The organism is Leptolyngbya sp. NIES-2104, from assembly GCF_001485215.1.
In the GTDB taxonomy this organism is placed as follows: domain Bacteria; phylum Cyanobacteriota; class Cyanobacteriia; order Leptolyngbyales; family Leptolyngbyaceae; genus Leptolyngbya.
The window spans coordinates 2,625,317-2,651,174 of the sequence record NZ_BBWW01000001.1; the positions used below are offsets into that span (position 1 = coordinate 2,625,317).

Genomic DNA, 25,858 nt, shown 5'->3' on the forward strand with positions numbered 1-25,858 from the left:
ATGCGATCGTGCTGATCAATACTAAGGTTGGGGAGAAGGTGTCTCAGTCGGTGACGGCTCTGGAGTTGAGGTTGGGGTCGGTTCTGGAGTCGGCTCTTCTGTAGGGGTTGGCGGTTCGGGAGCGACATCGGTGGGAGGCTGGGTTGGAGTCGGTTCAGGAGTCGATCGAGGAATCGGCGATCGAGTCGGACGCGGACGATCGCCTACGACGACTTGAATATCAACCGATTGGGTCACTTGTGCACCGGAGCGACTTCGAGCCGTGAGCGTAAGCGTTTTCACATTTCCAGGCGCGATCGGATAATTAATTGAGCCTTGCGACTTGACTAAACCTGTAAAGGGTAACAGTTCAACTTCTAAGCCTGCTTCGCCTTGAACCGCCCAAGACACTTCAACATTTGCGACTTCATTCGTGCCAACAGTAAATGTATGCGTCAACTGACTCATCGCATCTTGCCCATTTAGCGTGAAGGCAACGATTTCGGGTTTGCGGGCTTCGTCGAACGATCGAGGAATGAAAGCCGCAGACTGTTCCGGCGATTGAGATGATCCCGTTGATTTCACTGTCACGGTATCGGTCGCTGCTTCTGCGATCGGCACACGGGCATCTGACTTATCAAAAAGTTTGAGTTTGTACTTGAATGCGCCTGACTGCGAAGACACGAAGGGAATGCCTTGACATTCAATTTTGCTGTATTTTGCGGGCTGTTGGAGCGAAGACAACCACGGCAACTCTGGAAGCGGCAATTCCCATAAAACTGGAGCCGATTGCACAGGCGTTGCCGAATTAGCATGACGACAGCCATTTTCCTGTTCTGTTTTGGCTTGTAGTTCTTTTGGAATCGCGGTTGAAAAACGGTAGGCTTTGGTTTGAATCTCTGCGCCTTCATTTAATTGAGCGATCACTAATCGATCGAGCATTTCAGGATTTCGCACTGTCCAATTCAGCCGAACCGCATTACTCGCGCCTTCTAGATAGGTTCGCTTTGTCGGACTAAATTCAATAATGTCTGCTGTGGTGCTCGGTTGCCGATTAAAGCGATAGAGCAAACTTAGAAGTAATAGAACAGTCCCCGTTCCCATCAGCATCAATGCAGCCAGAACCCATTTCGGTTGAGGAAGCCAAATGAGTTTGGCTTGAGGTGGATAAGGCGGGTCTGAAATTCCATCGGTTGGAATTAGATGAAAGCTCACCGCTGAGCGTAAAGGTTTACCCCACCAAGGACGCTGCCAGCGATTGCGCGGAACGGCTTGAAGCACGATCGCAGTTTCTCGATTCGGTGCGATCGTCACTGTATTCGTCTCAGTCACAAACTGAAATCGCTGCTCAGATCCTCTGGTTTCTAATTTCAGTTTGCGTTCTACGTTGCCGCGATTACGAACTCTTAAAGTGAAGGTTGGAAATTCTTGAGGAATCGATCGAACTTTCGGAATCAGTTCTGTTTCTAGTCGAGTATCCGGTAAAACTTGCACATAAATTACATCGAGTGTCAGCAGGTCGGGAGAATTCATCGAAATCAGTTGCAGCGTTGGAAAGTAGTTTCCGGCTGCTGTTCCAATCGGTGGATGAAAGGTAAATTGAATTTCGCCGCTTTCTTGAGCTTCGAGGCGCAGACCTTTTACAGGTTGAACCACTCCAAGCGGGTTCGCTTCGCGGTTGAGATACTCGATCGTGAACCATTCCGGTAGGAGTTCCGAGCAATTGAGATAGATCAAATCTGAAATCGCCGATCGATTCTCAATATTGAGCGTAAACGTCACCGATTCCCCAGGCTGCAATAGGTACGGCGATTCAGAAGTTGTTGCTGGATCAAGACTAAAATTGAGAGTCTTCTTAAAACGATTCTGTTGCATTGAAGGAACTTCAAGCTGGAGCGGGCATCGAATCGTTTTTTCGATATTTTGTTCGGATTTATAAGCGATCGTATAGTGATAAGTTCCGGGAGCCGCGTGTGCTGGAATATCAAAATTCAGCGTGATCGTTCGCGTTTCTCCAACTTCCAAATGCACCGGAGAAGCAGGCGAAAAAGAATGCCATTCAATCAAAGAAAAGAAGCTGGGTTCCGTGACTTCTAGCCAAAAATAAACCGCAGAGCGTTTTGCCTCGATCCCTGTATTGGCGATCGAGAAATTTTGACAGAACTGCATTCCGCGATCGGTTTTGGTCTGAATGGTAGAGCGTGCCTCAATCTGCATTGAGTGGTCTTTCATAACCTCTGTTCCACGGCAATCCGTTCCATATTGTGACTCATGCTTCCCTATTCTGAAAGCATTTCAAATAAAAAACACAGTTGTCTGTTTGATCGAACACACTGTTCAATCTCGCACCAAATCTAGGGAGACCGAATTTTAGCACTGTTTCTGTCTTCAGCCACAGATCAGTTCATCAGGAAGAGATCGTTCTAAGAGGGTGTTTTAAAAGTTGAATCGGGTCAAATTTTATGCCAAACGCCTCACCATGATGCGAATCATCGCCAGATAAATAAAAGTCTCCGAAGTTTCCGGCAGTAGCTCATAGTCTCGCACTAAGCGACGACAGTGCATGATCCAACCGTTTGTCCGCTCCACCACCCAGCGCTTTTTGAGCAAGACGAAACCTTTGGTTTGCTCAGGACGTAAGACGACCTGGACAAGCCAATAGCAGATACTGATGACCCACTGCATGAACGGTGCGCCATCAAATCCGCCATCGACCCAGATCGTGTGCAATCGAGATACGGCTTTGCCTTGTTTTCGGACTCGTTGCAGCGCCGTTTTGCCGCCCTCGCGTTCTGGGGTGCTAGCAGCAGTCACAAACACGCGCAAAACCAGTCCCAGCGTATCGACGGTGATAAATCGCTTGCGTCCTTTAATGATCTTTCCGGCATCGAAGCCCACGGCTTCATGGACACCCGCAGCGCTTTTCACCGACTGACTATCCAACACGGCTTCCGATGGACTGGGCATCCGTCCCTGTTCAATCCGACTGCAACGATACAGACAATCATGAACGTTGATCCAGGTTCCATCTTTGCGCCAGTTGCGAAAGTAGGTATAGACGGTTTGCCATGCCGGAAAGTCTCCAGGCAACGATCTCCAACGCACCCCTTCAACCAGAATGTAGAAGATCGCATTCAGGACTTCCCACAAATCCACTTCTCGCGGTCGTCCGCCCGGTTTTGCTTCGGGCAGCAAATCTCGCAACAGTTCATATTGAGCATGGCTCAAATTACTCGGATATGATTTACTCATGTTGCTCTCTCGGTGCTGTGTGTTTTATGTATCTACAGCGTATAACCGGAGAGCTTTTTTACCCCCTTGATTGTCTTTTCAAACACCCTCTAATACTGAACTGTCACTGATTCCCCACTGATGCAGGAAAAAATGTGAGAAGTAATGATAAACAGGAATTAAGATGACCCTGAAAATCTCATGCGTAGCGAGAATCGATCGACAGCCAGCACTCAGGAACAGCCTACCGAACTCAAATCTTCCACATTAGAAGGCAAGGTGTTGAGCGGACTACGGGGACAGTATGCGATCGCAACTTTAACCGAAAATCAGCCAGGAGTCCGTATCTACACTGGAACTGAACTTTCTACTAAAACTCCTGTCGTCGTGAAGGAGTATTATTCGTTCTGGTGGACGGCAGTGGAGATGCAGCAAATGGAAGCGGCACTCAATCAGCTAGAAACGATCGAGTTTCACAGCGGCGGTGTCCAAGATTTTCGCTTGTTGATTCCTCAAGATGTGTTTGCGTCGGTGCAAGACCAGCGGTGCTACATGGTTCTGCGCCCTCCACATCATCCTGGACAATCGTTGAGACATTATATAGAGACTCAGGGCGGTCTTTCTCCCGCAGCAGTGAGACATTTTCTTTCACAAGTTTTGCAGTCTTTGTGGTTTTTGCAGGGTCAGATGATTGATTTTGCCGATGGAGAAACGCAGAAAGGAACTGCACACGGCAATTTAAGCTTAGATAGCTTGCTGATTGTTCCAGAATCAACGACTTGGAATGACCAGTTTCAAGTGTATTTACAAGATTTGGCGCTTTGGGAAAGTGTGATTGATCCAGAAATGATTTCGTCACAGTCGCTCAATGAGCAAAAACAGCAAGATTTGAAATCGCTCGGCACGATCGCAGTTCAAATGTTACTAGGTGAATTGAACCCGCCCGAACACTGGAATCCGATCGAAGATTCGCGCTGGAATACGATCGCTGATTCATCGCTCAAACAATTTATCCAACAGTTAATGAGTGTGAATGCACCATCATTTTCTGGAGCGAAAGCCGCTCGGAATCAATTGCTTGCGCTTCCGGTGGTAGAAGAGCCTCAAGAAAACTCTCAAGAAAATATGGTGGAATGGGAATCGATCGAGTTAGGACAAGCCGATCGACCTCCGTTGTATTTCAAAATTGCGTTTGGATTGGCGATTTTAGGATTAATTGTGAATTTTGGATTGCTCTGGGCAAATAAAGGCGCAATGAAAGCTCCAAAGTTAGATTTTATTCAGAATCGTAGATAGGACACTTTAGACCGCTTTCAAACGAAAGTCTATTTCAGGGCGGGATGCTGCAACGAACGAAAATTGCTCAAATACCTTTTTAAGGTCAAATCGTTTCTGTCACGCTTCAATGTCATTCTTTCTTCAATTTCGGGGCGAACTCGCTGCACTCACCGCTGCATTCATTTGGGCATGTGGCTCGATCGTCTATACCGGAGTCGGACGGCAAATCACGCCCCTCGCTCTGAACTTCACCAAAGGCTGGATTGCGATCGCGCTACTTTGCCTCACATTTCTGCTCACCGGACAATCGATTCCCTCGATCGAATTCACGCCACTTTTGATGCTTTTTCTTAGCGGCGTAGTTGGAATCGGATTCGGAGATACTGCCTATTTCAATGCGCTGAATTGTATGGGAGCAAGACGAACTTTATTGTTTGAAACGCTTGCACCTCCGTTATCGGCAATTCTGGCTCTGATTTTTCTGCACGAACGCTTGGCAATCTCAGCTTGGCTGGGAATTGGATTGACGATCGCGGGTGTAATGTGGGTGATTTTAGAACAGACTTCGGATCAACATGAGAATTTTCGTCCCCGATTGGGAATTTTGTACGGGCTATTAGCGGCGATCGGGCAGGCAGTAGGCGCTGTAATGTCTCGATCGGCGTTAGTAAACACCGAAATTGATTCCTTGTGGAGTACGCTGATTCGATTGATGGGTGGCACGATCGCGCTTTTTATTTGGATACTGCTGAAGCGTCAATCGACTGAAGTAATTAAACCTTTACGCGATCCTAGGTTACTCACGATCATTACTGGAACTGCCTTTATCAGTACTTATCTCGGCATTTGGCTCCAGCAAACTTCGCTAAAATATGCTACCACCGGAATCGCTCAGGCACTCAGTAGTACCAGTCCACTTTTTGTCATACCTCTAAGTCGAGCGATGGGCGATCGCGTTAGTATGCGATCCGTCATCGGTGTCCTGATTTCGCTAGTGGGAGTGAGCTTATTATTTCATCGTCAGTGATTCAGATCACTGATGTGTTAAAGTGCCATTGCAAGTAGTACTCATTACTTTGGATAGTTCCTATCGTGTTCGGTTCATGTAACGTTATGCTGCGGAAGCGACCCATCCTGCCAGAATTGGCAGAACCGCATAGTATTGATAGAGGGAGTTAAATGATGCGTCTTGTTCGGGGGCACTGGGAACACTAAAGCGGGTTGAGATCCTGGCATCATGCAAGTTTGAGGAATGTTTGCTATGCAGGTTTTGTTGCTGATTTTGGGGCTGTTTTATTGGGCGGTTGTCCCCGTTCTGTTCGTAAGCTGGCTGGAATTTTTCCGCCACGACGAAGACAACCTCACTGATAGAGAACAGAAAATATCGCGATTCATGATTGCGATCGCCAGCATCTTCTGGATTGTGACTCTGCCTTTTGCCTACGTAGAACTTTTGGATAAGTTCAAACGTGCTAGTCGATCTGCCCGTCTTTACCAGAAAATGCTAGAAAACCCGAATTCAGCGCTCAATTCCAGTGACGAGATACAGTTCTCAAATCATTAAAGTGTTTCAATCGTTACCATTTCACTCTGGGGATGGATAGAAATTAAACAGCGATCCCCGACACTAGAAGAATCAAGTTTAAGATTTCTGCTGTCAATGAGAATACAGTTTTTGAAGCAATCGAGAGTTTTTTTGAGCGGCTGGTATAATGGAAACGAATTTGCTACTGAGGTTGGAATTTTATGACACCTCGCCCTTTTGTTTTGAAAGTAGCAGTTCTTACCCGCTCAACTGTATTAAATTAGCCAACAACAGCAAGCCAGGAGACCTGGTTTTTTGTTGCCAAAACTGCTCACTAGTTCGTTTCGTAAACGTTAGGGAAGCTAATCTGTGGGTCGCCTAATCTGAATCAAGCGGAAATTTTGAGCCGCTCGACTTCAAAGCGGAGGAACCAATCTTTGGGGCGAATCTTGAACATCGGTTTGAGAAAGACACCTTCCAGTCTTAGCCCGTCAGCTAACTCCGTCGGCAATGGGAGGATGACTTAGCGTGTGTTCGCCACTCTAAGTATCCTGAACTGAATCGATCGAGATCATTCGATCGAAAAAACTCCCTCACCCACCTCTCATGCGTCGTGTAGTTAGGAGAGGTTGAATTCAATGAACGTTCATTCAATGCTGGTACGTCTCGAAGGCACACTCGGTCGTGCTGATTTAGTCCAAAAAATGGTTCTGATTCCTGCTGCGGGTTCATCACGTGCAGAAGATTCCGAGATTAATCTCGTAGTAGGCTATTCTAACTCTCCAGGGAGTCAGACGGCGCTTGATTTGACGCTATGGATCGCTCACCAAACCCGACTTGCAACGGGGAAACAGGTGACGGTTCAAGTGGTGTATGTGATCGATGATGGCATCATGAATCGGATTCCGGTGTTTGATTCGGGTCGCAAGCGCAAAGAGAAGGCTGAAGGCGAATGGCGCACCAGTCGAACGGCGATCGCGGAATTAGAAACGGCAACGAAGGCGCAATACGGAACGGCGGAATTGTTTGAACAAGCCGATCGGATTTTGTGGAATGCTCGCTGTATGGCGGAGGAATGGCGCGGATCGCTCAAGACGCATTTGCGGTTTGGGGTGGTTGCCAAGGAGTTGAAAGAAGTGGTGGCGACTGAGAAAGCGTCATTGTTGATTTTGGGTTGTGATTCGCCGAGTCATCCCTTGGTGCGGCAATTGGGCAAATCGTTCCCGTGTCCGGTGTTGGGAATTCCGTCAGTGTTGGAAGGCGAATAATTCCCGCCGTGAAATTCGGCTACAACCGCGAAATCCGGGTAGAGACGCGATTAATCGCGTCTCTACGTCGTTGGATAAACGCGGAATTGATTGCATTCGTTCAAATCGTTGAATGAACGCAAAATCGATCGCAACAACGATTTGATCAATCCGCGATCGACAATCCCCAAAAATGATTCGCGCACGCATGGAAAAGAACTGTAACCCTGTGTAGTTCTATGCAATCAGTGATCGATCGCTGAATTTGTCACTGCATTGTGTTGTTTACCGTTCCTAAAATCGTGCGCTTCATCTCTAAAATCTTTCTCTCAACGATCAGTATTACTGCGTTGACCGTTCTACCGGGAATTGCTCACGCCCAGACACCCGGTATTGCTCGAATTCCACAATCCTCTACCCGTTGTGAAACCGCGATCGCATCCGTCAAATCGTCTCTGGCTCAACGGGGTTATTTCATTCCTTGGAAAGCTGCGGGGCGCTCGATTAAACCGCAGGTCGTATTCAATGACGATGGCATTCGGAACAGCTATTATGACTATCCATCTGGACGGACTCAAACCCTGGCATTTCGCTTATCTGGAGATGCCACGCGGCTCTATCAAGGCTTAATGAGTTCACCTCAGTTAATGGCAACGTTCGGCGCTCAGATCATGGCAAGCTGCGATCGCATCGGGCTGGTAGAATTTTCCCATTGGCATGAAGGGTATGTTCCGGTTGGATATTTCCCTGATCGAATGGCTCGAACCTTTACTTGGACGGACATTGACGAAAATAGCCCCCATCAGCGGTGGATTCAAACAGCAAACGGCTCTCAAATTCAATATCAATGGGGATACTATTTTTCGCCTTAATGCCGCAAAACAAGCTGCCTCAGTTGATTACGGAATTTAGTGTCTAAATATTTTTCTTGAAGCGATCGCCATTCTTTAAACGCGATCGTTCTTCTTTGGTCGAGTTTGTTCGAGAAGATCGGACACAGTTTCTCGATCGAGTCATCCAAATATTTATGTAAGAATTCTTGCAGCACAACGCTGTCTTGAATCTGCCCTAACACTTCCTGAATCTGTTGAAATTCGCGCACTTGCGCTTTGTAGTCCTCGCCGTAGAAATCTGTGAAGAGTTCGGTTTGATAGCGCAATCGCTTCATCTGCTTCCGGAGATCATGTATCAAATCTCCCTGATCGAGCAGCGATCGGATTGATTCCGGTGTGATTGGCAAAAAGAGCTTCTCTTCTAGTGCAAATTCCACACCCATGAGCCACGCAGGATGTAAAAGAATGCCGCTAATTAAAGGCAACAGAATATCAGGCAAAACGTCCTGAATGGGTAACTGTGCGATCGCGTTTAATTGCGGTAGCGCTAACCAATCTTCCATTCCCTGCTTGAATTCTTTGTATTTGCGAGAGTTCAAGGTTTTTTCGAGTTGATGAAAATCTCTTGATCGCTGATGATCCAATTTTTTCAACGTCTGTTTTAGCGCCTTTTGTTCTGCATCCGGTAAATCCGTATGAGAAGTTAATTCAAGTTTGAGAACATCCAAATCGCGGACGGCTCCCAGCACTTGAGCAAATTTACGAATTCTCGATTCACTGACCACTGAAGGCACATCAGTTGCAAACCCAAACACTTGAATCGCAGTTCTGAGGCGACGTAAACCCACTCGCATTTGGTGAAGTGCTTCTGGATCGCGATCGGCAAGTACCTCTTCCTCTTGCTTCATTGCCTTGCGGAAATGTTTATCGATTGCACGATGAGCAAAATGACTTAGGGCTGCTTGGGGCAATCTAATTTGGACATTCATAGCAGTTCTTAAACAGGGTTACTAATTATTTTGAGTTTCTGATATCTAGAGACTGAAAACCTCTAGCTTTAGTTAATGTTTCAAGGTTTAATCAAATGAGAAACAATGTATAAAAAAGTATTCGCTCATGAGAGCGATTCTAGAAATAAAAGTGAGTCATTCTATGAAGCGCATTGTATTTTGCGACTTTGACGGCACAATTACACAAACTGAAACATTCGTCGCAATGCTGAAACACTTTACACCTGTATTAGCAGAACGATTACTTCCTGAGATTTATGCAAAACGCTTAACGCTACGGGAAGGAGTTCGGCGATTCATACAATCGATTCCATCGGTTCGATACAGCGAAATCATTGAGTTTACTAGAACGCAGCCGATTCGCCCCGGTTTGCTCGAACTACTCGATCTTCTTGACGCAGAAGCGATCCCGTTTGTTGTAATTTCGGGTGGCTTAAAAGGAATGGTTGAATCTGTTCTCAATCCACTGCACGATCGGATTCATGCGATTCATGCCATGGAAGTCGATACACGAGGAACATTTTTACAAGTTCACTCAGCTTACGAAAGCGGAACAGAACTCGTAGCAAAAGCGCAAATTATGGCGAACTATGAGGCGGATCAAACGATCGCGATCGGCGATTCAATTACCGATTTAAACATGGCGTTAGCGGCATCGATCGTATTTGCTCGTTCACCGCTAACCCGCTATCTAGAAGAACGAAATCAGCCTTACATTCCCTGGAATGATTTCTTTGAAGTACGAGATTACTTGCGAAATCACATTCTAAGCCGTCCCCTTGAACAATCCTTGCGGTCGCACTAACAGCACAATCACCATAATTAACAATGCAATGCCTAACTTATATTGCGCTGTAAAAAGTCGTGTATTGATGATCAGTGCCGCAATCGGGTTCGATGCGATCGGCGTAAGCAGATCGGAAATTCCAGCCCCGACTTCCTGAGCAATTCCGATGATTAATCCACCTGCGATCGCGCCGTACGGATTACCAATTCCCCCTAAAATCACCGACGCAAACAGCGGCAAAATCAAGAACCATCCCATATTCGGACGCACCGCTTCCACCAGTCCTAACATACTGCCGCCTAACGCCGTTAATCCGCCAGCAATAATCCACGTCCAGAGCACGACACGATCGACATTAATCCCCGTTGTTCTCGCCAAATCCAAATCGTCCGCGACTGCCCGCATCGCCTTCCCGATTTTGGTATTTTGCAGCAGGTAATGCAGTCCAGCGATCGCGACGACTGCAAGCACAATCACTACGAGTTGATTAAACGGAATCGTGATTCCACCAAAAGAGAGTGCACGAGCAACCGGGAGATTGTAGCGCTGGTTGCCGCCACCCCAGATGAAAATGATGCCATTGCGAAGAAAAAGAGCAAGCCCGATCGAGATAATAATCAGCGTGGTTGCAGTCGCTCGTTTTTTCCGCATCGGTGCCCAGAGAAGCGCTTCACTCAGCAGAGTCACTCCGATTGTCGCGATCGCAGAAAAGACCATCGACACCCAAATATTAATCCCGATCGCATTGAACAGCAGCGTAAAATAAGCGCCTACCGTCATGAAATCGCCGTGAGCAAAATTTGATAAGCGCAGAATTCCATAAGACAGCGTTAGTCCAACCGCAGAGAGGGCGATAATGCTCCCAACCGAAACTCCGTTAACAATTAACTGGATAAGCTGACCAAAAAAGGCATCCATGCGCGGCACTTGCAATACGATATCGCTTGATTGTGCCTGAAGTGGGGTAATTTTGGAAAGAGACTCCGCAAAAAAATTGGCAATAAAAAAGCAGTCCCTACCCGGTTTGGACTGCCCTTGTGTTAGACGATGAGCTTCTCAATCTGTGTATATCATGCCGTCTCCAGACAGGCGGCACATCATCCTTAAGACTGATGCCCATTATCATCAGTAACGGAATGTATCGCAGCGATCGCAATGGCTGCCGGATAAATTCGATGCTCTTGGGCGTGAATCCGATGCTGCAAGGTTTCCACGCTATCGCCCTCCATTACCGGAACGGCTGCTTGTATGATAATTCTTCCACTATCAACTTCTGGAACCACTAAATGAACGGTGCAGCCTGTGATCTTAACTCCTGCTTGAAGGGCTTGATCTACAGCGCGATTTCCTTTAAAGCTGGGTAACAAACTGGGGTGAATGTTGAGAATACGATCGCGAAATGCCTCGATCAAAACCGGAGTCACAATCCGCATCCAACCCGCCATAATCACCCAGTCCGCTGAATGCTGTTTCAAAGTGTTGACGATCGCTTGATCCAAATCTTCCCGACTCGTGAACTCTCGATGATTTAGTAAGACCGATGGAATACCAAAACGGTTTGCTCGATCGACAACCTTCGCGTCTGGATTGTTATAGATTACGACTTGGATTTCTGCATTGAGATGCCCATCTTGGATTGATTGCGCGATCGCTTCAAAGTTGCTACCACTCCCCGAAGCCATCACACCAAGCTTCAGACGCGGGTGAGGCGGAAATTCAGTATGTTCAGGGGAAATCAGCGCAACCATGAGAGCCTTTCTAAAAAACAGGTTCTCAGTTTAACGTGGAGAGCGCGATCGAAGATAGAAACTCTTTCTTAAAAGTCGATCGCTTCTGACTCATTTCCACCTTAAATTCGATTAAGTCCGAGATCGAAGACAGCGCTAAGATAGCTGTTATTTATTTTCGCGATCGATATGCTTCTAGATCACACCAAGTCCAAATCAGATTCCGGATTCTCGCGTTTGTTGGATCGAGATGCGATCGCAGCTTGGATCTTTCTTGCGCCTGCCCTGATTCTGTTGAGTGTATTTGTGATTTATCCGATCGCGTACCTGTGCTATCTCAGTTTCACAACTGGCAGCTTTACACGGGTGGGAGTGCGCTGGGTCGGGCTGCGGAATTACTGGCGATTGTTGCTTAGTCCCGACTTTTGGCAAGTGATGGGGAATACGGTGTATTTTACGATCGCAACTCTGCTTCCCAGTTTGGTCATTCCATTGGGCTTAGCTGTGTTGTTGAATCAATCCATTTTGTTTCGCGGATTGCTCAGAGCTGCATACTTTATTCCATCCATTACTTCTCTCGTTGCAGTTGGATTAGGATTTCGCTGGCTGTTTCAAACAGATGGCGTGATTAATCAATGGCTTGGTGCAGTTAATATTCCCGCGATTCCTTGGCTGCAAAGTACGGTTTGGGCAATGCCAGTCTTGATTTTGCTGAGTATTTGGAAGCAGATCGGATTCAATATGGTGGTGTTTTTAGCGGGACTGCAAACGATTCCGATCAGTCGATATGAAGCGGCGGAATTGGACGGGGCGAACAGTTGGCAGAAGTTTCGATATGTGACGCTGCCGGGATTAAGAGCGACGATCGTATTTGTCACCGTCACGACTGCAATTTTTACGCTCAGAAGTTTCGAGCAAGTTTATGTGATCACAGGTGGCGGTCCTATGAATTCGACAAACCTGCTCGTTTACTTCATTTACGATCAAGCGTTTGCTCAATTTGATTTTGGGTATGCGGCAGCAGCAGCAACGATTTTATTGCTAATTGCGCTTGTGCTGGTTTACTGGCAATTAAGAACGACCGAAGACTAAGCTTCCGGAAAGGTTTGCTTAAACTCGTCGATCAAGATATCCATTTCTTCGAGTGCCTGATTCACATCGATTCGCAACGTGCCTAGATTCGGTTGTTCCATCAGTTTTAGAAGTGATTCCCGTTTGCTTTCGATTAACTTAATCCGTTCTTTAATTGTTTCGGCATCCATACTGAAATTTCCTCTAAGTACGATCGCGCTTAGTCATGACTAAATGTTAAGCTCTCCTCAATTTTAGTCGGATTCTCTGGGATCTGAGCAATGCCTAGCAGGATAAGCTTTTTCCGTATTTCTACCTTTTGGTAGATTAAATCTGTTGGAAAATTTACACGAAAACTTCATGAATCTCGGTAGTAAGCGTCCGGTCTGGGGGTAAAGTAATGTGTACTCTTCCGATAGTGTCACTCCCAAAGGATTGTATGGGTAGAAAAAAACAGCCCCCGGTTTGGATCGTTGTACTGGTGTGTAGTGCGACTGGCGTTATATTAGGCGGGTCGGCAAGCTGGGCAGAAAGTAATCAGTGTTTGCAGGATCAAGTCGTCACGAATCAATGCCTGATTCAAGATCCAGTGAGAAAGACGGGTGAAGGAATGTTTGCGGGAATGTTGGCGGGTGCAGGGGGTGCGATCGGGGCAACTTGGAGCGAGTGGAAGCGCAAATCTTGACGTGAATATGTAGAAGCTTTTCGCTTCGCTGCGAGATCGCCCCGGAATGGAATTCGGGGCTAACGGTGCGAAGTCCGTTGAAACGGACTGAATTTTAACTTAGTTGCACGACGGGCTGATCTTCGACGAGCGTTCGATCGGTTAACAGATCTTCCACGGTGATTTTGAGAAAACGAGCGCTATCCACGACGAATTGCACTTTAATTCGATCGCTTCCTGGTACTCCTGGTGGATCAAGATCGGCAATACTGCGTGATCCGTCTCGATCGTTTAACGCCTGCACCGGAGCTTGAGAAGTTGAGAGATTTCTTGTGACTAAGCGATCGCCATCGAAATACACTTCAGTCTGAGTCGTTTCAGTTCCCATTTCACCGATGATCAGTTCGATACTCGGTTGATTATCTACAGATGCGCCAAGTACGAGTTCTACAGGCTTTTCCATTGGATAAGGTTGTCCGGCTTTGACTAATGGATGCCAGTTGTGACAGTTTTGCCGTCGATCCCAGTATCGAATCCCGTAACCGTGATAGAGAAAATCTTTGAGTTGAACACCTTGGCTCAGTTGTAAGGCTCCTTGTGCGATCGCTTCAAATGGTTTCTCACATCGAATCAGACTCGCATCAAAATACTGTTTCACCCAGTTCTGAACGGCTGGAATTTGAACCGTTCCACCGACTAAGAGAACTGCATCAATGTCACTCACTGCAAGTCCTTGGCGGCGGGCTTGTTGTAAAACTTGTTCCATTGATTCGTCGAGTTGAGTGAAAAAACCTCGATCGCTCAAAATTTGCTCAAACTGCGATCGCGTTAAAGATAAGTCATAACTCTCAAACGTTTCATCATCGAAGAACACTTCCTGCGCTTGAGTCGAGAGAGAAAGCTGAATTTTTAACCGTTCCGATAGTCTTGCAATCAGTGGTGTTGCTGTAAGTTCTTGAGTATTGACAAAATGATCCACGATCCAATTATCCAGATCTGATCCGCCTAAATTTTGTCCTGCTTTAGCAATCACTCTAGCAATCTTTGCTTTTTGTCCAGATTGTTCCTTGAATGATTTCTGTCCCCATTTCAAAATAAATCCCATCGGTTGCGATCGAGCGGTTTCACTCACGTTGATTTGAACGATCGATAAATCGAGAGTGCCGCCACCAAAATCGATGACTAAAAGCGTTTGTCGATCGCTAATTCCATACCCCAACGCCGCAGCAGTCGGTTCATCGATCATTCTGACTTGATTAATGTCGAGCGATTCGCAAATCTGACCTAACCACAGCCGATACGCCTCGAAGCTATCCACCGGAACCGTGAAAGTCAGTGATTCTGCAATTTCAGGATCGGTCGTTTTCAGTTGATTAATAATTTGCGTCAGGAACCATTCGCCCACTTGCTCGAATCGAACCGTTTGCCCATCTAATTCGGGTAGAAATCCTTGTACATCGGTGCCAATTCCGCGCTTAAAGTTGCGGAAAAATCGGGAATCCGTGCCGACATCTAATGCACGATCGCGCACCTGTTGACCGATCGTGACGCTTCCCTGCGCTGCATTCTCAACATAAACCAGACTGGGAATCAGCGGCGGATTCTGTGCCAATCGTTGAGAAATTCCAGGAATCGAGAGGGTTTCGGGCTGTTGGGTCGCTGCATTCCAGCGAGTGATCACCGTATTACTGGTTCCGAAGTCGATCGCGTAAGGCATTCTGAGCGCAAGTAGATGAACGTGAATCAGGTATACCAATTCACCAAACCATAATTGATGTGTCTAAAGCAAGATTCTCTTCCCCTTGCTCCCGCTCAAGGATGATAAAGTTTGATTCTAAGTATTGTTTTCCTCGCTTCCTTATGACTTCTCCGATCCTTGAAGTTCAAAACGTTCATGCAGGCTATGTGAAAGATTTAGATATTCTGCAAGGCGCAAATATGCGAGTGTTGCCGGGTGAACTCGTGGCGATTATTGGACCGAATGGGGCGGGAAAATCGACATTAGCAAAAACAGTATTCGGATTGCTCAAACCGCATACAGGAACGATCAAATTTAACGGGCAAGAGATTGCCGGACTGCGATCGGATCAAATTGTCCAGCGTGGAATGTCTTATGTGCCGCAGATTGCGAACGTGTTTCCGTCGTTAACCGTTGAAGAAAATCTCGAAATGGGGGCATTTGTCCGCGATGTCCCTCTCCAACCGCTCAAGGACGAAATCTATCAGCGATTTCCCCGACTTGCAGAACGCCGCAAACAAAGAGCCGGAACCTTGTCAGGCGGAGAACGGCAAATGTTAGCGATGGGAAAAGCGTTGATGCTGAAACCGACTTTGCTACTGCTCGATGAACCTTCTGCGGCATTGTCTCCGATTCTGGTCAACAGCGTGTTCGAGCAGATTCGGCAGGTTAACCGCGACGGAACCGCGATCGTACTCGTGGAACAAAATGCCCGCAGAGCGTTAGAAATGGCAGATCGGGGTTATGTGCTGGAATCGGGACGCGATCGCTTTGAAGGCATCGGCTCGGAACTGTTGAACAATCCAAGAGTTGCAGAACTCTATCTAGGTGCAGGTAGAGCACACTAAGACTAGTTCCAACTGTTGACAGAGTGTGATTAACCTCAAAAGACAGAGTAACGAAGTCGTTTTCCTCCTTACAGTAAAACGTATAGAAACATACAGATTTTCTAACGTCCTTTACACACTGGTTTTCAGGAAAATGAATTCTATGAATATTGCACAACGTACTCTTGCTGTCCTGAGCGCAACTGGAACTGCTGCATTGATGGCGCTACCTGTTCTGGCTCAAGCCGTTCCGAATCAAGGTGTTGTAAACAACGGTGATATCAACCGCATCGAGAACCAAACTCAACCCACCAACACTCAATCGACTGATAACTGTGCTTTTGTGAGCGGTGGAGTCGGTGGACCGATCGACAATTCTACCTCCTCTAGCTTGGTCACTCCCAATCGTCAGTTTGATGGCAACAATCGGAGCGCAGCGATCGCTTATCGCACCAATGGTCCTGCGGGCACTTCTGGACACGAAGCGAAAATGAACCTGAACGCCGTTCAAGATCGCAATAACACTACAAATTCCGCAGCGTATAACTTCAGAAATTCTAGCAACTCGAATCAAGCTGCTACCCCGACTCGTCAGTTTGATGGCAACAATCGGAGCGCAGCGATCGCGTATCGATCGAACGGTCCTGCGGGAACTTCTGGACACGAAGCAAAAATGAATTTGGATACGTTCCAAGCGCGTCAGAATGATTCCTATCCGACCGCATACAACCTCGGAACTCCTCAAGCTTCGGGATCGCTGCCTGTCGCTTGTGCACCTCGCTAATAGCGAATTCTTGGGTCGATGTAGGCGTTGATAATGTCGATCGCGATACTGGCGATCGCAACAATGCCAGCAAAGAAGACAACGATGCCTTGAACGGTTGGATAGTCTCGTTGTCCAATGGCTCGGTACAAGCGATTTGCGAGTCCGGGCCACGAGAATGTGACCTCTGTGAGAATTGCTCCTCCTAACAACGCAGCTAAAGTCAAACCCAGAATCGTAATCACTGGAATCATGGCATTTTTCAACGCATGATTGATGAGGATTTTCGATTCTGGGATTCCTCTTGCGCGGGCAGCTTCGACATATTCAGATTGCAAGGTTTGTCTGAGATTGACGCGGACAATTCGTTCAAAAATGCCGCTGATCAACACTCCGAGCGTAATCGATGGCAATGCAAGATAGTAAAGCGCGGTGAAAAATTGGCTGAAATTGCCGCTTAGGAGACTGTCGATCGTATAAATTCCCGTAATCTGATTCGGAGATGCGATCGTCACGGGAAATCTCGTTCCCAGCGGAAACCATTTTAATCCCACTGCAAATACAAGCTGTAACAGCATTCCAAACCAGAACATCGGAATCGAGTAAGTAATGATTCCGAACAGTCGCCCACCTGCATCGATCGCAGTATTGGGACGTGAGGCAGAAACCGCGCCAACGGTAATTCCGACGATGAGCGCGATCGCTAAAGCTACGATCGCCAATTCCACCGTTGCTGGAAAGAAATCACCAATAATTTGCCAAACCGATTGATCATCAGCGGTTAGAGATTGTCCTAAATCAAATCGCAACAGTGACCCGATGTAATCTAAGTACTGGAAGAACAAAGATTTATTCAGCCCTAAACGCTCTCGGAGTGCGTCTTTTGCGGCTTGGGGTGCTCTGGGACCGAGAAGGGCATCGACCGGATCGCCCGGAGTTGCCCGCAATAAGAAAAATACGATCGTTGTAATCAGCCACAACATTAACGGGGCTAACAACAATCGGGAAAAAACGTAATACCGTAACGCGCTCGATCGTGACATGGATGTGTGACCAATTGAAAAATCATGCGTTGACCCGACGACCCGTAGAGACGCGATTAGGAGTTTCGCTGCACCTTTACCTTTGGTATGCGCGTCTCTACCCCGGATGGATTGAACCCCGAATTATTTAACTAAATCGATCAACCAACGCCGCCCGCGCCTGTTCACGATCGTCGAAATGAATTTTTTCCGTTCCCAAAATCTGATAATCCTCATGTCCTTTCCCAGCAATTAAAACCCCATCGCCCGGTTTCGCCTGCAAAATCGCTGTCCTAATTGCAGTCGCACGATCGGCAATCACCGCCGGACTGACCGAACTCGGAATTCCAGCTACTACATCCTCTAGAATCTGCTGCGGATTTTCGGTTCTCGGATTGTCGGAAGTCACGATCACTTGATCGGCTAACGTTGCGGCAATGTTCCCCATCTTCGGGCGTTTGGTACGATCGCGATCGCCTCCACATCCAAACACACAAATCATTTGCCCCGGAATGAATGGACGAGACGCTTTCAACATATTTTCCAAACTATCGGGCGTATGAGCATAATCCACAATCACGCTGATATCTTGATCCGGCTTGATTTGGACTTGCTCCATCCGTCCGGGAACTCCAGTAAAACCAGGAAGCGCTTCAACGATCGCAGTTAATTCCAGCCCCAACTGCAAACCCGCTCCCACCGCTGCTAACAGATTCGCTAAATTGAACTGTCCCACTAACGGCGATTTGAATGCAGCATCGCCCATCGGAGTGTGGAGCGTTCCACTCACGCCATCCGACTCGTATTGCAAATCGCTTGTCCAGAGATCCGCTTGCTGTTCGGTGCTGTATGTCCAAACTGATTCGCGATTTAATCGATCGATTAATTTCCGCCCATACGGATCATCGAGATTGATAATCGCTCGACCTTTCAAATAATCCCCTTCAAACAACAGCGCTTTTGCCGCAAAGTAATCCTCCATATCGCGGTGAAAATCGAGATGATCCTGCGTCAAATTCGTAAACACTGCCACTTCAAATTCGCATCCTAAAACGCGACCTTGAGCTAGCGCGTGAGAACTAACTTCCATCACCGCAAACTCACAATCGGCATCGATCGCAGATTTCAATTGATGCTGCAATTCCACTGGGAAAGGAGTCGTGTGCAGTGCCGTTTGTTGAAAACCTTTCCAGCGGGTGTAGAGCGTTCCAAGTAGCGCTGCATTTTTGTGCGATCGCTCTAACAAATACTCGATCAAATGCGTCGTTGTCGTTTTCCCATTCGTGCCCGTGACCCCAACGAGTTTCAGCGTTTGAGCAGGAAAATCATAGAATGCAGTCGCCAATTGTGAGCAGGCTTGAGACATCTCGATCGCAGGAATCACCAAGGGCGGCTGAGCCGATTGAAAGGCAGGATCGCCCATTGCTCGACTCGCGGCTTCAGGAGAAACGATCGCGGCAATCGCTCCCGATGCGATCGCACTTTGCCAAAAATCGCCCCCATCGACTCGCGTTCCTGGCATTCCGATAAACAAATCTCCCGGCTGACAAGAGAGTGAATTTGTCGTCAATCCTTTCACGTCAGCATCAAGCGCGGGATGATCAGGAATCTCGCCGACATCAGGAAGCTTTGCCAATAATTCTCTAAGCTGCATCGATTAACTCCTTGCCCGATCGGGTGTCGCCTACAAGTTTTTAGGCGTTTGATGACATATATTTCTGTAACATAGATTCCAATTGTTGCACCGTCGATCGCGGAGAAGGACGGGGAAGCATTGTCTCTTCGAGGTATAAAACCGGAATCTCATACTGATACGCTTGGAACCAATCTTCGCGAGTTGTGATATCTCGAATTTCTAGTTCGATCGTGTGAATTTGCTCTAATTTTTCTTGCAGTCCTTCACATAAATGGCATCCCGGCTTACTGTACAAAGTGAGTTTCATAATTCGTGCCAAATCATCCCCGAATATTATGACGAAAACTGTTCTAATTACAGGCGCATCGACAGGAATCGGTCGATCGACCGCGCTTCTATTTGCCCAAAAAGGCTGGAACGTCATTGCAACGATGCGATCGCCGGAAAAAGCCGATTGGATCACCGGAACCATTCACCCGCTCAAATTGGATGTGACGGATTCGGAATCGATCAAAAGCGCGATCGCTCAATCTCTTTCACAATTTGGCTCGAACGCGGAGCGCGGCGCAGGCATCGATGTTCTCGTCAACAATGCCGGATACGCCTTGGTGGGTGCATTCGAGAACTGTTCATCTGAGCAAATTCGCAAACAGTTCGATACAAATGTGTTCGGCTTGATGGAAGTTACGAAAGCTCTATTGCCGCATTTTCGGGAACGGCGATCCGGCGTGATTATTAACATCGCTTCGATCGGCGGTCGAATATCATTTCCCACTTACACGGTCTACAACTCAACGAAATGGGCGGTTGAAGGCTTTTCCGAAGGGCTTCAGTACGAATTAGAGCCGTTCAATATTCGCGTCAAAATCATTGAACCGGGTCCGATTAAAACCGATTTCTACGATCGCTCTCCCGATGTCGCCAAATCCGAAATCACAGCCTATGACGAATTTGTGAATCGAGTGTTAGCAAGTCTCAATCGGGCAGGTGAACGGGGCGAACCTGCTGAAGTCGTCGCGCAAACGATTTACAAAGCTGCGATCGATAACTCAAATCAATTGCGCTATTCCTGCGATCGTTTAGGTGGCGTTTTTCTGACGCTAAGAAAAGTGCTGCCCGACAACGTATTTAGTACAATTATTCGCAGCGGTACGACTCGGTGATTTCATGGTCAAAATTCTTCATCTTTCGGATATTCATCTGGGTAGCGGGTTTGTGCATGGAAAAATCAATCCCGAAACTGGGTTGAATACTCGATTAGAAGATTTTGTCGCGACTTTGGGAAGATGTATCGATCGTGCGATCGCTGAATCTGTAGATCTCGTTCTATTCGGCGGTGATGCTTTTCCAGATGCCACTCCACCGCCCTACATTCAGCAAGCCTTCGCCAGCCAATTTCGTCGTCTTGGCGATGCGGGAATTCCAGTTGTTCTCTTAGTGGGAAATCACGATCAGCATTCTCAAGGAGCAGGCGGCGCGAGTCTGTGTATTTATCGAACGCTCGGTGTTCCGCATGTGATCGTCGGCGATCGATTAGAAACTCATCGGATTCAAACCCGTCACGGTGATGTTCAAGTCATTACCTTACCGTGGTTAACGCGATCAACCTTACTCACTCGCCCTGAAACCGAAGGCTTATCAATGTCGGAAGTCGGGCATTTATTACTCGATCGATTACGAGCCGCAATGGAAGGCGAAATCCGTAAACTCGATCCAGCGATTCCAACCGTGTTACTTGCACATTTAATGGTCGATGCTGCGAATTATGGTGCAGAGCGATTCTTAGCGGTTGGAAAAGGATTCACGATTCCATTAGAGTTGCTAACTCGTGATGCGTTCGATTATGTGGCGCTAGGTCATGTTCATCGCCATCAAATTCTGTCAGAAAATCCATTTGTTGTGTACCCTGGTAGCATTGAACGAGTTGATTTCAGCGAAGAAACCGAGGACAAAGGATACGTTCTTGTAGAAATCGATCAAGGTTCTACCACGCTTGAATTCTGTCCGTTACCTGTGCGATCGTTCTGCACGATCGAGGTTGATTTAACCGAGTCTGAAGATCCGCATTCTGATCTGCTTGCCGCGATCGAGAAAAAGCCGATCGAAGATGCGGTCGTTCGTCTGATGTATCAAGTTCGTCCAGAGCAAATCGATTTAATCGATGATACGGATCTGCACACCGTTTTATCGATCGCGCATACTTACACAATTCAGGCAGGATTATTGTCGCAAATGTCGCGATCGCGTTTACCCGAATTGGGAGTCGGAAGCGCGATCGAGCCGATCGATGCCCTCCGCGCCTATCTCGCGAATCGCGAAGACTTAAAGCTATTAGCTGATCCAATTCTTGAAGCCGCTAAAGCACTCCTCGCGCAAGAAGAGTTTTATATCGAATCCGAAACCGGAGAAATGGAAGTCGTACAAACACAATTACGACTGTTATAAGCATCATTCACGAGAATTACATCGATAGAGCGATGGCAATGGATTTACAAAAAATTACAGTTTAACTATTAGCGAAATCACTGCTAAGAGAGTGCTTGAAAAATCTTCGATCGCTGCACCACTCGCTCTGAAATGAATTTCGGGCTAATCGGCGCAAGTCCATTGAAATGGACTAAGAACCTGAAATTTGCTCTAAGTCTACTTCAGTAGACTTTCGCTGATTAGCCCGAAATTCATTTCAGGGCGGGAGCGTAACGCAGCGAAAAAGACTGTCCCTACTTTTCAACCCTAGTTATTTGTCATTCTTAGGAAAATCACTATGCCACGTCTTGTTGGAAAACGCTCAAATCCGACTCCTGCGATCGCGCTTTTCGTCCTTCTTGCTGCTGCTGCTTTCGGAGTCGCACTCGAATACGACGGCTATATCAACGTTGTCCCTGGTTACGGTCGCACCGCACCGCCCGCCCAAAATCCGCTCGATTAATAATTTTTTACCAATTACATCCAACTTTTAAGAGGACATCATGAGAAAAGGAAGCGATATCCTGGGCAAAAGCATTACTGCCTTTGATACTGGAAAGCGAGTTGCAAGAGTTCAAGATTTAATTTTTGATCAAGATACCAATCAGTTATTGGGTGTTCTCGTCGAAGAAGCGGGATTATTCCACTCAGCAAAAGTCATTCCGTTGAATGCGATTTCTGCATTTGGAACCGATACTTTGATTATTTCGAGCCGTGACACGATCATTTCTGCAAAACATGACGATCGCATTAATCAAGTGCTCGATCGTAACCTCACGCTCAAAGGCACTCGGATTGTCACAACAGATGGACGCTATCTCGGTTCAGTCGTCGATCTCTTCTTTGACGAGCAAACGGGCATGATCGAAGGCTACGAAGCTTCGGGTGGAATTTTTGCCGATGCTTACTCTGGTCGATCGTTCATTCCTGCACCGCACACGCTCCGAATCGGTGAAGATGCAACGTTCGTGCCGCCTGAAACCGCTGATCTGATGGAAGAGCAAGTCGGTGGAATTCGTGGAGCCGTCCAAACCGCATCGACTCGGATTCAAGAAAATTCAGAAGTTGCAGGTCAGAAACTTCAATCCGCTGCCCAATCCACAAACGAGCAAATTCAGCGGAGTACAGAGGCCGCACATGCGAAATTGCAGGAAGCTTCTAACGGTTTCGAGAATGGAACTCGTCATGCAACTGCAACGATGACCAATCAGTTTGTTGACCCCGATGAACAGTTCGCTTACGTGATTGGCAAACCCGTCGATCGAGATATTTTTACCAATGATGGTCAACTCCTGATCGGCAAAGACCAAGTCGTGACTTTGACCGTTGCGGAAGCGGCTCGATATGCAGACGAACTCGAATCGCTGTATTGTGCTACAGGTGGAAGTCTGACCGCTCCAATCAATCGTCAATCTCAAGATTTTGGTGATAACTCCGCTGCCCTGCGCGACCGGGTTCAAACTGGATTCCAAGATGTCAGCGCTCAAGTCAGCACTGGATTTCAGAGTCTCACCCAACGCGCCAACGAAACCTTCTCAAATCTCACCGCTCGGCTCGGAGTCGAACAAGCAAAAGGACGACGATCGGATCGCCTGATTCGTTCTGACAACGGTTCGATCATTACAGCTCCCGGTCAAATCGTTAGCGATATCGTCATCGATCGAGCAAAAGCCGCAAATCGTGAAGCGGAATTATTAGATGCAGTTGGTTTGCACCCGACCGAAGCCGTTCGCGGAACCACAAACGATTCGCTGGCAGTAGTTCGCACTCGATTCCAAAGCCAAAGTTCGATCGCTCGTAACCGTTTCGAGCAAGAAGCCTCAGTCTTCCAGCAAGAAGCTTCGATCGCTCGTGAAAATGCGAAAACCCTTTGGCATGACCTGAAAGGGAAATTCGAGGATTACCGAGGTCAAAGCGCTGAGGCAATCCACCGCAACCGAGTCGAAAATGCTCTGGGTCGTCCGGTGAATCGGGTGATTCTCGATCGACAAGATAATGTCATCCTCAACGTCGGTGAAATCATTACGCATCGTGCGATCGAGCAAGCTGAATCGGCTGGTGTCATCAACATTCTCTTGAGTTCGGTCTACAGCAAAGAACCAACGATTCGAGAGGAAGAACTCCGCGCCCCCGAACCCGGAATGGCATCGTTAGAACAAGAACACGCTACCCACAACTAATTCCTTCGATCGCCATTTCACCTATAAAAAATCTCCGATTTCACTTACGAAACCGGAGATTTTTCAGATCAAATCCTAAGCCTCTTCAGCCTCTTCAGCCTTCGGCTCGTCCTGCTTCACTGTCAAATACCGAATCACTTCGCTACTCAACCGCATCGCCCGCTCCATCGGTGCAATCTGGCTGCCATCCGCCTTGAAATTCATCTGCACGTAAATCCCTTCACGTTGCCGATCGATCTCATAAGCCAACCGCCGCTTACCCCGATGCTGAGTCTCTAGAATCTCTGCACCGTTTTCTTTCAGGATCGATTGATACTTCTCGATCGCACCATCCACCGCTTCGTCCCCGATGTCAGGACGCAAAATATACATCGTTTCGTACAACTGACTCATCCAAACAAACTCCTTACGGACTAAATGGCTCTTTCGATTTATTTTGATCTCCCGAAATCCAGCAAATCACACTTGATTTAGACAAGGAAACCCCAATAATGAAAGGGCAAGGAATTACAATTCTATACCATCCTGTGAATCCGTCGCCCTCAATCTAACCCGGTCTATCTCAAACCTCTGATTTGGTTATTCTTATGGCACAGCGTTATGTTCGCGTTCAAACTCCCGATGGCAAAATCCACTATGGATTGCTACAAATCGATCGCACCGTTCAGGTTTTGGACGCTCCCCCCTGGCTAAAAGGACAACCCACCGATCAGCGATTAAGCCAATATCAACTCCTCGCCCCCTGCGCCCCCTCAAAAATCATCGCAGTCGGCAAAAATTACGCCAATCACGCCGCCGAAATGGGAACGCCCCTTCCAGAAGAGCCGCTTCTGTTCCTCAAACCACCGACGACGATCATTCCAATGGAATGTGAAATTCTCTATCCACCGCAGTCTCAGCGCGTCGATTACGAAGGCGAATTAGCGCTCATTATGGGCGATCGCGTCAAAGATTGCCCACCCCAAGAAGCCCACAGCAAAATTTGGGGTTATACGATCGCGAATGATGTCACTGCCCGCGATTTGCAAAAAAAAGATGGACAGTGGACGCGAGCCAAAGGCTTCGATACGTTCTGCCCATTAGGTCCTTGGATTGTGCGCGAAATCAGTCCTGATGCCCGAATTCAAACGTTTCTCAACGATGTTTCGGTACAATCCGCCTCGATCGGGGACATGGTATTTCTGCCCCATGTGCTCGTGTCTTATATCAGTCAAGTGATGACGCTACTTCCAGGCGATGTGATTCTGACGGGTACCCCAGAAGGAGTCGGAGGAATGCAGGCAGGCGATCGCGTCCGGGTCGAAATCGAAGGCATCGGATTTCTCGAAAACACCGTCAGAATGAAAATTCCAACTCGCCAAACCCAGCTTCAGGATTAACGCACCTGCATGTAGACCGCATCCGAAATCGTCGGAATTTCCGCATAGCGTCCGAGTGCAGTTTGCACGATCGAATATCCCACCGCTGCGATCGTGCCGAGGAACACGGCATTAAACAGCGTTTGGGTCAGCAGTCCTGCACCAAACACGGGAGCCAGCGCATACTGCCAAATAATGCTGATCAGGCTCAGAACAATGCCAAACAAAATAGCCTGCATCGTATTAAAGCGAATAAAGTGAGCCACATTCTCGTTTCTCACGACCAGCAAGAACAAGGCAAAAAAGACAATCAGCGGAATGAATCCGGTATAAATCGACAATAACGGTGAGAGCGGTGCTTCTACTATCTGCACAAGTGGGCTAATAAACGAATTGGTCAGTACCAAGATTCGTCCGACAAAGCCCACGACATCCAAGAGCGGCAGAAGATACACCAGAGAAGCAAAAATGCGATCGGACACCGTTGTTGATCCGCGCCACGTCATAACTCGATTC

The 25,858-nt window shown here is 47.5% G+C and carries 28 protein-coding genes and 1 riboswitch; of the genes, 15 read left to right on the plus strand and 13 right to left on the minus strand.

Annotated elements, in window-relative coordinates; all coding sequences use genetic code 11:
- Nucleotides 1–21: 21 nt before the first annotated feature.
- Complete coding sequence (locus NIES2104_RS31750; protein WP_156426936.1) at nucleotides 22–2,211, minus strand: hypothetical protein; 2,190 nt, start codon at nucleotides 2,209–2,211, stop codon at nucleotides 22–24.
- Nucleotides 2,212–2,439: 228 nt separating this feature from the next.
- Nucleotides 2,440–3,231 carry an IS5 family transposase gene (locus NIES2104_RS12220; RefSeq protein WP_058997871.1) on the minus strand — a complete coding sequence of 264 codons (792 nt, stop codon included), beginning with the start codon at nucleotides 3,229–3,231 and terminating at the stop codon, nucleotides 2,440–2,442.
- A 180-nt stretch (nucleotides 3,232–3,411) separates the two neighbouring features.
- Here NIES2104_RS12220 and NIES2104_RS12225 point away from each other — a divergent pair, with 180 nt between their 5' ends.
- From NIES2104_RS12225 to NIES2104_RS12240, 4 genes are all read left to right on the plus strand, one after another.
- Nucleotides 3,412–4,506, plus strand: coding sequence for a hypothetical protein (locus NIES2104_RS12225; RefSeq protein WP_058998468.1), 1,095 nt, complete (start codon nucleotides 3,412–3,414; stop codon nucleotides 4,504–4,506).
- Between the two features lie 109 nt (nucleotides 4,507–4,615).
- A complete protein-coding gene (locus tag NIES2104_RS12230) occupies nucleotides 4,616–5,515 on the plus strand; it encodes a DMT family transporter (RefSeq protein ID WP_058998469.1) in 900 nt (299 codons plus the stop codon).
- A 234-nt stretch (nucleotides 5,516–5,749) separates the two neighbouring features.
- Nucleotides 5,750–6,052 (plus strand): hypothetical protein, encoded by a 303-nt coding sequence (locus tag NIES2104_RS12235; RefSeq protein WP_156426937.1) that lies wholly within the window; start codon nucleotides 5,750–5,752, stop codon nucleotides 6,050–6,052.
- A 355-nt stretch (nucleotides 6,053–6,407) separates the two neighbouring features.
- Nucleotides 6,408–6,535: riboswitch (cyclic di-AMP (ydaO/yuaA leader) on the plus strand.
- Nucleotides 6,536–6,651: 116 nt separating this feature from the next.
- Complete coding sequence (locus NIES2104_RS12240; protein WP_225895238.1) at nucleotides 6,652–7,281, plus strand: universal stress protein; 630 nt, start codon at nucleotides 6,652–6,654, stop codon at nucleotides 7,279–7,281.
- Here NIES2104_RS12240 and NIES2104_RS12245 read toward each other — a convergent pair.
- On the minus strand, nucleotides 7,261–7,470 hold the full coding sequence (locus NIES2104_RS12245) for a hypothetical protein (RefSeq protein WP_058998472.1): 210 nt from the start codon (nucleotides 7,468–7,470) through the stop codon (nucleotides 7,261–7,263). The genes NIES2104_RS12240 and NIES2104_RS12245 overlap by 21 nt on opposite strands.
- Before the next feature lie 68 nt (nucleotides 7,471–7,538).
- Between NIES2104_RS12245 and NIES2104_RS12250 the strand changes: the two genes are divergently transcribed.
- The gene (locus NIES2104_RS12250; protein ID WP_058998473.1) at nucleotides 7,539–8,132 is read left to right on the plus strand and encodes a hypothetical protein; all 594 of its coding nucleotides are present in this window, start codon (nucleotides 7,539–7,541) and stop codon (nucleotides 8,130–8,132) included.
- On the opposite strand, the gene NIES2104_RS12255 is transcribed toward NIES2104_RS12250, so the two are convergent.
- Nucleotides 8,129–9,082, minus strand: coding sequence for a CHAD domain-containing protein (locus NIES2104_RS12255; RefSeq protein ID WP_058998474.1), 954 nt, complete (start codon nucleotides 9,080–9,082; stop codon nucleotides 8,129–8,131). The genes NIES2104_RS12250 and NIES2104_RS12255 overlap by 4 nt on opposite strands.
- 163 nt (nucleotides 9,083–9,245) lie before the next feature.
- Between NIES2104_RS12255 and NIES2104_RS12260 the strand changes: the two genes are divergently transcribed.
- Nucleotides 9,246–9,908 (plus strand): HAD-IB family phosphatase, encoded by a 663-nt coding sequence (locus NIES2104_RS12260; RefSeq protein WP_058998475.1) that lies wholly within the window; start codon nucleotides 9,246–9,248, stop codon nucleotides 9,906–9,908.
- Here NIES2104_RS12260 and NIES2104_RS12265 read toward each other — a convergent pair.
- Both NIES2104_RS12265 and purN read right to left on the minus strand, forming a co-directional pair.
- On the minus strand, nucleotides 9,870–10,808 hold the full coding sequence (locus NIES2104_RS12265) for a branched-chain amino acid ABC transporter permease (protein ID WP_058998476.1): 939 nt from the start codon (nucleotides 10,806–10,808) through the stop codon (nucleotides 9,870–9,872). The two genes, NIES2104_RS12260 and NIES2104_RS12265, sit on opposite strands and share 39 nt — an antisense overlap.
- Before the next feature lie 185 nt (nucleotides 10,809–10,993).
- Nucleotides 10,994–11,638, minus strand: coding sequence for a phosphoribosylglycinamide formyltransferase (purN, locus tag NIES2104_RS12270; protein ID WP_058998477.1), 645 nt, complete (start codon nucleotides 11,636–11,638; stop codon nucleotides 10,994–10,996).
- 168 nt (nucleotides 11,639–11,806) lie between these two features.
- Between purN and NIES2104_RS12275 the strand changes: the two genes are divergently transcribed.
- Nucleotides 11,807–12,709: a carbohydrate ABC transporter permease gene (locus NIES2104_RS12275; protein ID WP_058998478.1), complete on the plus strand. Its 903-nt coding sequence runs from the start codon at nucleotides 11,807–11,809 to the stop codon at nucleotides 12,707–12,709.
- On the opposite strand, the gene NIES2104_RS32370 is transcribed toward NIES2104_RS12275, so the two are convergent.
- Complete coding sequence (locus NIES2104_RS32370) at nucleotides 12,706–12,879, minus strand: hypothetical protein (protein ID WP_192843580.1); 174 nt, start codon at nucleotides 12,877–12,879, stop codon at nucleotides 12,706–12,708. The genes NIES2104_RS12275 and NIES2104_RS32370 overlap by 4 nt on opposite strands.
- Before the next feature lie 248 nt (nucleotides 12,880–13,127).
- On the opposite strand from NIES2104_RS32370, the gene NIES2104_RS12280 reads away from it, so the two are divergent.
- The gene (locus NIES2104_RS12280) at nucleotides 13,128–13,373 is read left to right on the plus strand and encodes a hypothetical protein (RefSeq protein ID WP_058998479.1); all 246 of its coding nucleotides are present in this window, start codon (nucleotides 13,128–13,130) and stop codon (nucleotides 13,371–13,373) included.
- A 94-nt stretch (nucleotides 13,374–13,467) separates the two neighbouring features.
- On the opposite strand, the gene NIES2104_RS12285 is transcribed toward NIES2104_RS12280, so the two are convergent.
- The gene (locus tag NIES2104_RS12285; RefSeq protein ID WP_339375113.1) at nucleotides 13,468–15,108 is read right to left on the minus strand and encodes an Hsp70 family protein; all 1,641 of its coding nucleotides are present in this window, start codon (nucleotides 15,106–15,108) and stop codon (nucleotides 13,468–13,470) included.
- Between the two features lie 104 nt (nucleotides 15,109–15,212).
- On the opposite strand from NIES2104_RS12285, the gene NIES2104_RS12290 reads away from it, so the two are divergent.
- Entirely contained in the window at nucleotides 15,213–15,938 is a 726-nt protein-coding gene (locus tag NIES2104_RS12290; RefSeq protein ID WP_058998481.1) for an ABC transporter ATP-binding protein, read from the plus strand.
- 142 nt (nucleotides 15,939–16,080) lie between these two features.
- The gene (locus NIES2104_RS12295) at nucleotides 16,081–16,701 is read left to right on the plus strand and encodes a hypothetical protein (protein WP_058998482.1); all 621 of its coding nucleotides are present in this window, start codon (nucleotides 16,081–16,083) and stop codon (nucleotides 16,699–16,701) included.
- On the opposite strand, the gene NIES2104_RS12300 is transcribed toward NIES2104_RS12295, so the two are convergent.
- From NIES2104_RS12300 to NIES2104_RS12310, 3 genes are all read right to left on the minus strand, one after another.
- The gene (locus NIES2104_RS12300) at nucleotides 16,698–17,723 is read right to left on the minus strand and encodes an ABC transporter permease (RefSeq protein ID WP_058998483.1); all 1,026 of its coding nucleotides are present in this window, start codon (nucleotides 17,721–17,723) and stop codon (nucleotides 16,698–16,700) included. The genes NIES2104_RS12295 and NIES2104_RS12300 overlap by 4 nt on opposite strands.
- Before the next feature lie 127 nt (nucleotides 17,724–17,850).
- Entirely contained in the window at nucleotides 17,851–19,356 is a 1,506-nt protein-coding gene (locus tag NIES2104_RS12305) for a UDP-N-acetylmuramoyl-L-alanyl-D-glutamate--2,6-diaminopimelate ligase (protein ID WP_058998484.1), read from the minus strand.
- Between the two features lie 40 nt (nucleotides 19,357–19,396).
- On the minus strand, nucleotides 19,397–19,645 hold the full coding sequence (locus NIES2104_RS12310) for a glutaredoxin family protein (RefSeq protein WP_058998485.1): 249 nt from the start codon (nucleotides 19,643–19,645) through the stop codon (nucleotides 19,397–19,399).
- A gap of 28 nt (nucleotides 19,646–19,673) precedes the next feature.
- Here NIES2104_RS12310 and NIES2104_RS12315 point away from each other — a divergent pair, with 28 nt between their 5' ends.
- From NIES2104_RS12315 to NIES2104_RS12325, 4 genes are all read left to right on the plus strand, one after another.
- Nucleotides 19,674–20,501, plus strand: coding sequence for an SDR family oxidoreductase (locus NIES2104_RS12315; RefSeq protein ID WP_058998486.1), 828 nt, complete (start codon nucleotides 19,674–19,676; stop codon nucleotides 20,499–20,501).
- A 4-nt stretch (nucleotides 20,502–20,505) separates the two neighbouring features.
- Nucleotides 20,506–21,783 (plus strand): exonuclease subunit SbcD, encoded by a 1,278-nt coding sequence (gene sbcD, locus NIES2104_RS12320; RefSeq protein WP_058998487.1) that lies wholly within the window; start codon nucleotides 20,506–20,508, stop codon nucleotides 21,781–21,783.
- Between the two features lie 319 nt (nucleotides 21,784–22,102).
- Nucleotides 22,103–22,267 carry a hypothetical protein gene (locus NIES2104_RS31755; RefSeq protein WP_156426939.1) on the plus strand — a complete coding sequence of 55 codons (165 nt, stop codon included), beginning with the start codon at nucleotides 22,103–22,105 and terminating at the stop codon, nucleotides 22,265–22,267.
- A gap of 40 nt (nucleotides 22,268–22,307) precedes the next feature.
- Nucleotides 22,308–23,984, plus strand: coding sequence for a PRC-barrel domain-containing protein (locus NIES2104_RS12325; RefSeq protein ID WP_058998488.1), 1,677 nt, complete (start codon nucleotides 22,308–22,310; stop codon nucleotides 23,982–23,984).
- Between the two features lie 75 nt (nucleotides 23,985–24,059).
- Here the strand turns inward: NIES2104_RS12325 and rpsF are convergent, their stop codons facing one another.
- Nucleotides 24,060–24,377, minus strand: a complete 318-nt coding sequence (gene rpsF, locus NIES2104_RS12330) for a 30S ribosomal protein S6 (RefSeq protein ID WP_058998489.1) — start codon at nucleotides 24,375–24,377, stop codon at nucleotides 24,060–24,062.
- Nucleotides 24,378–24,571: 194 nt separating this feature from the next.
- Between rpsF and NIES2104_RS12335 the strand changes: the two genes are divergently transcribed.
- Nucleotides 24,572–25,363 (plus strand): fumarylacetoacetate hydrolase family protein, encoded by a 792-nt coding sequence (locus NIES2104_RS12335; RefSeq protein ID WP_058998490.1) that lies wholly within the window; start codon nucleotides 24,572–24,574, stop codon nucleotides 25,361–25,363.
- On the opposite strand, the gene NIES2104_RS12340 is transcribed toward NIES2104_RS12335, so the two are convergent.
- Nucleotides 25,360–25,848, minus strand: a complete 489-nt coding sequence (locus NIES2104_RS12340; protein WP_058998491.1) for a Tic20 family protein — start codon at nucleotides 25,846–25,848, stop codon at nucleotides 25,360–25,362. The genes NIES2104_RS12335 and NIES2104_RS12340 overlap by 4 nt on opposite strands.
- Nucleotides 25,849–25,858 lie beyond the last annotated feature (10 nt).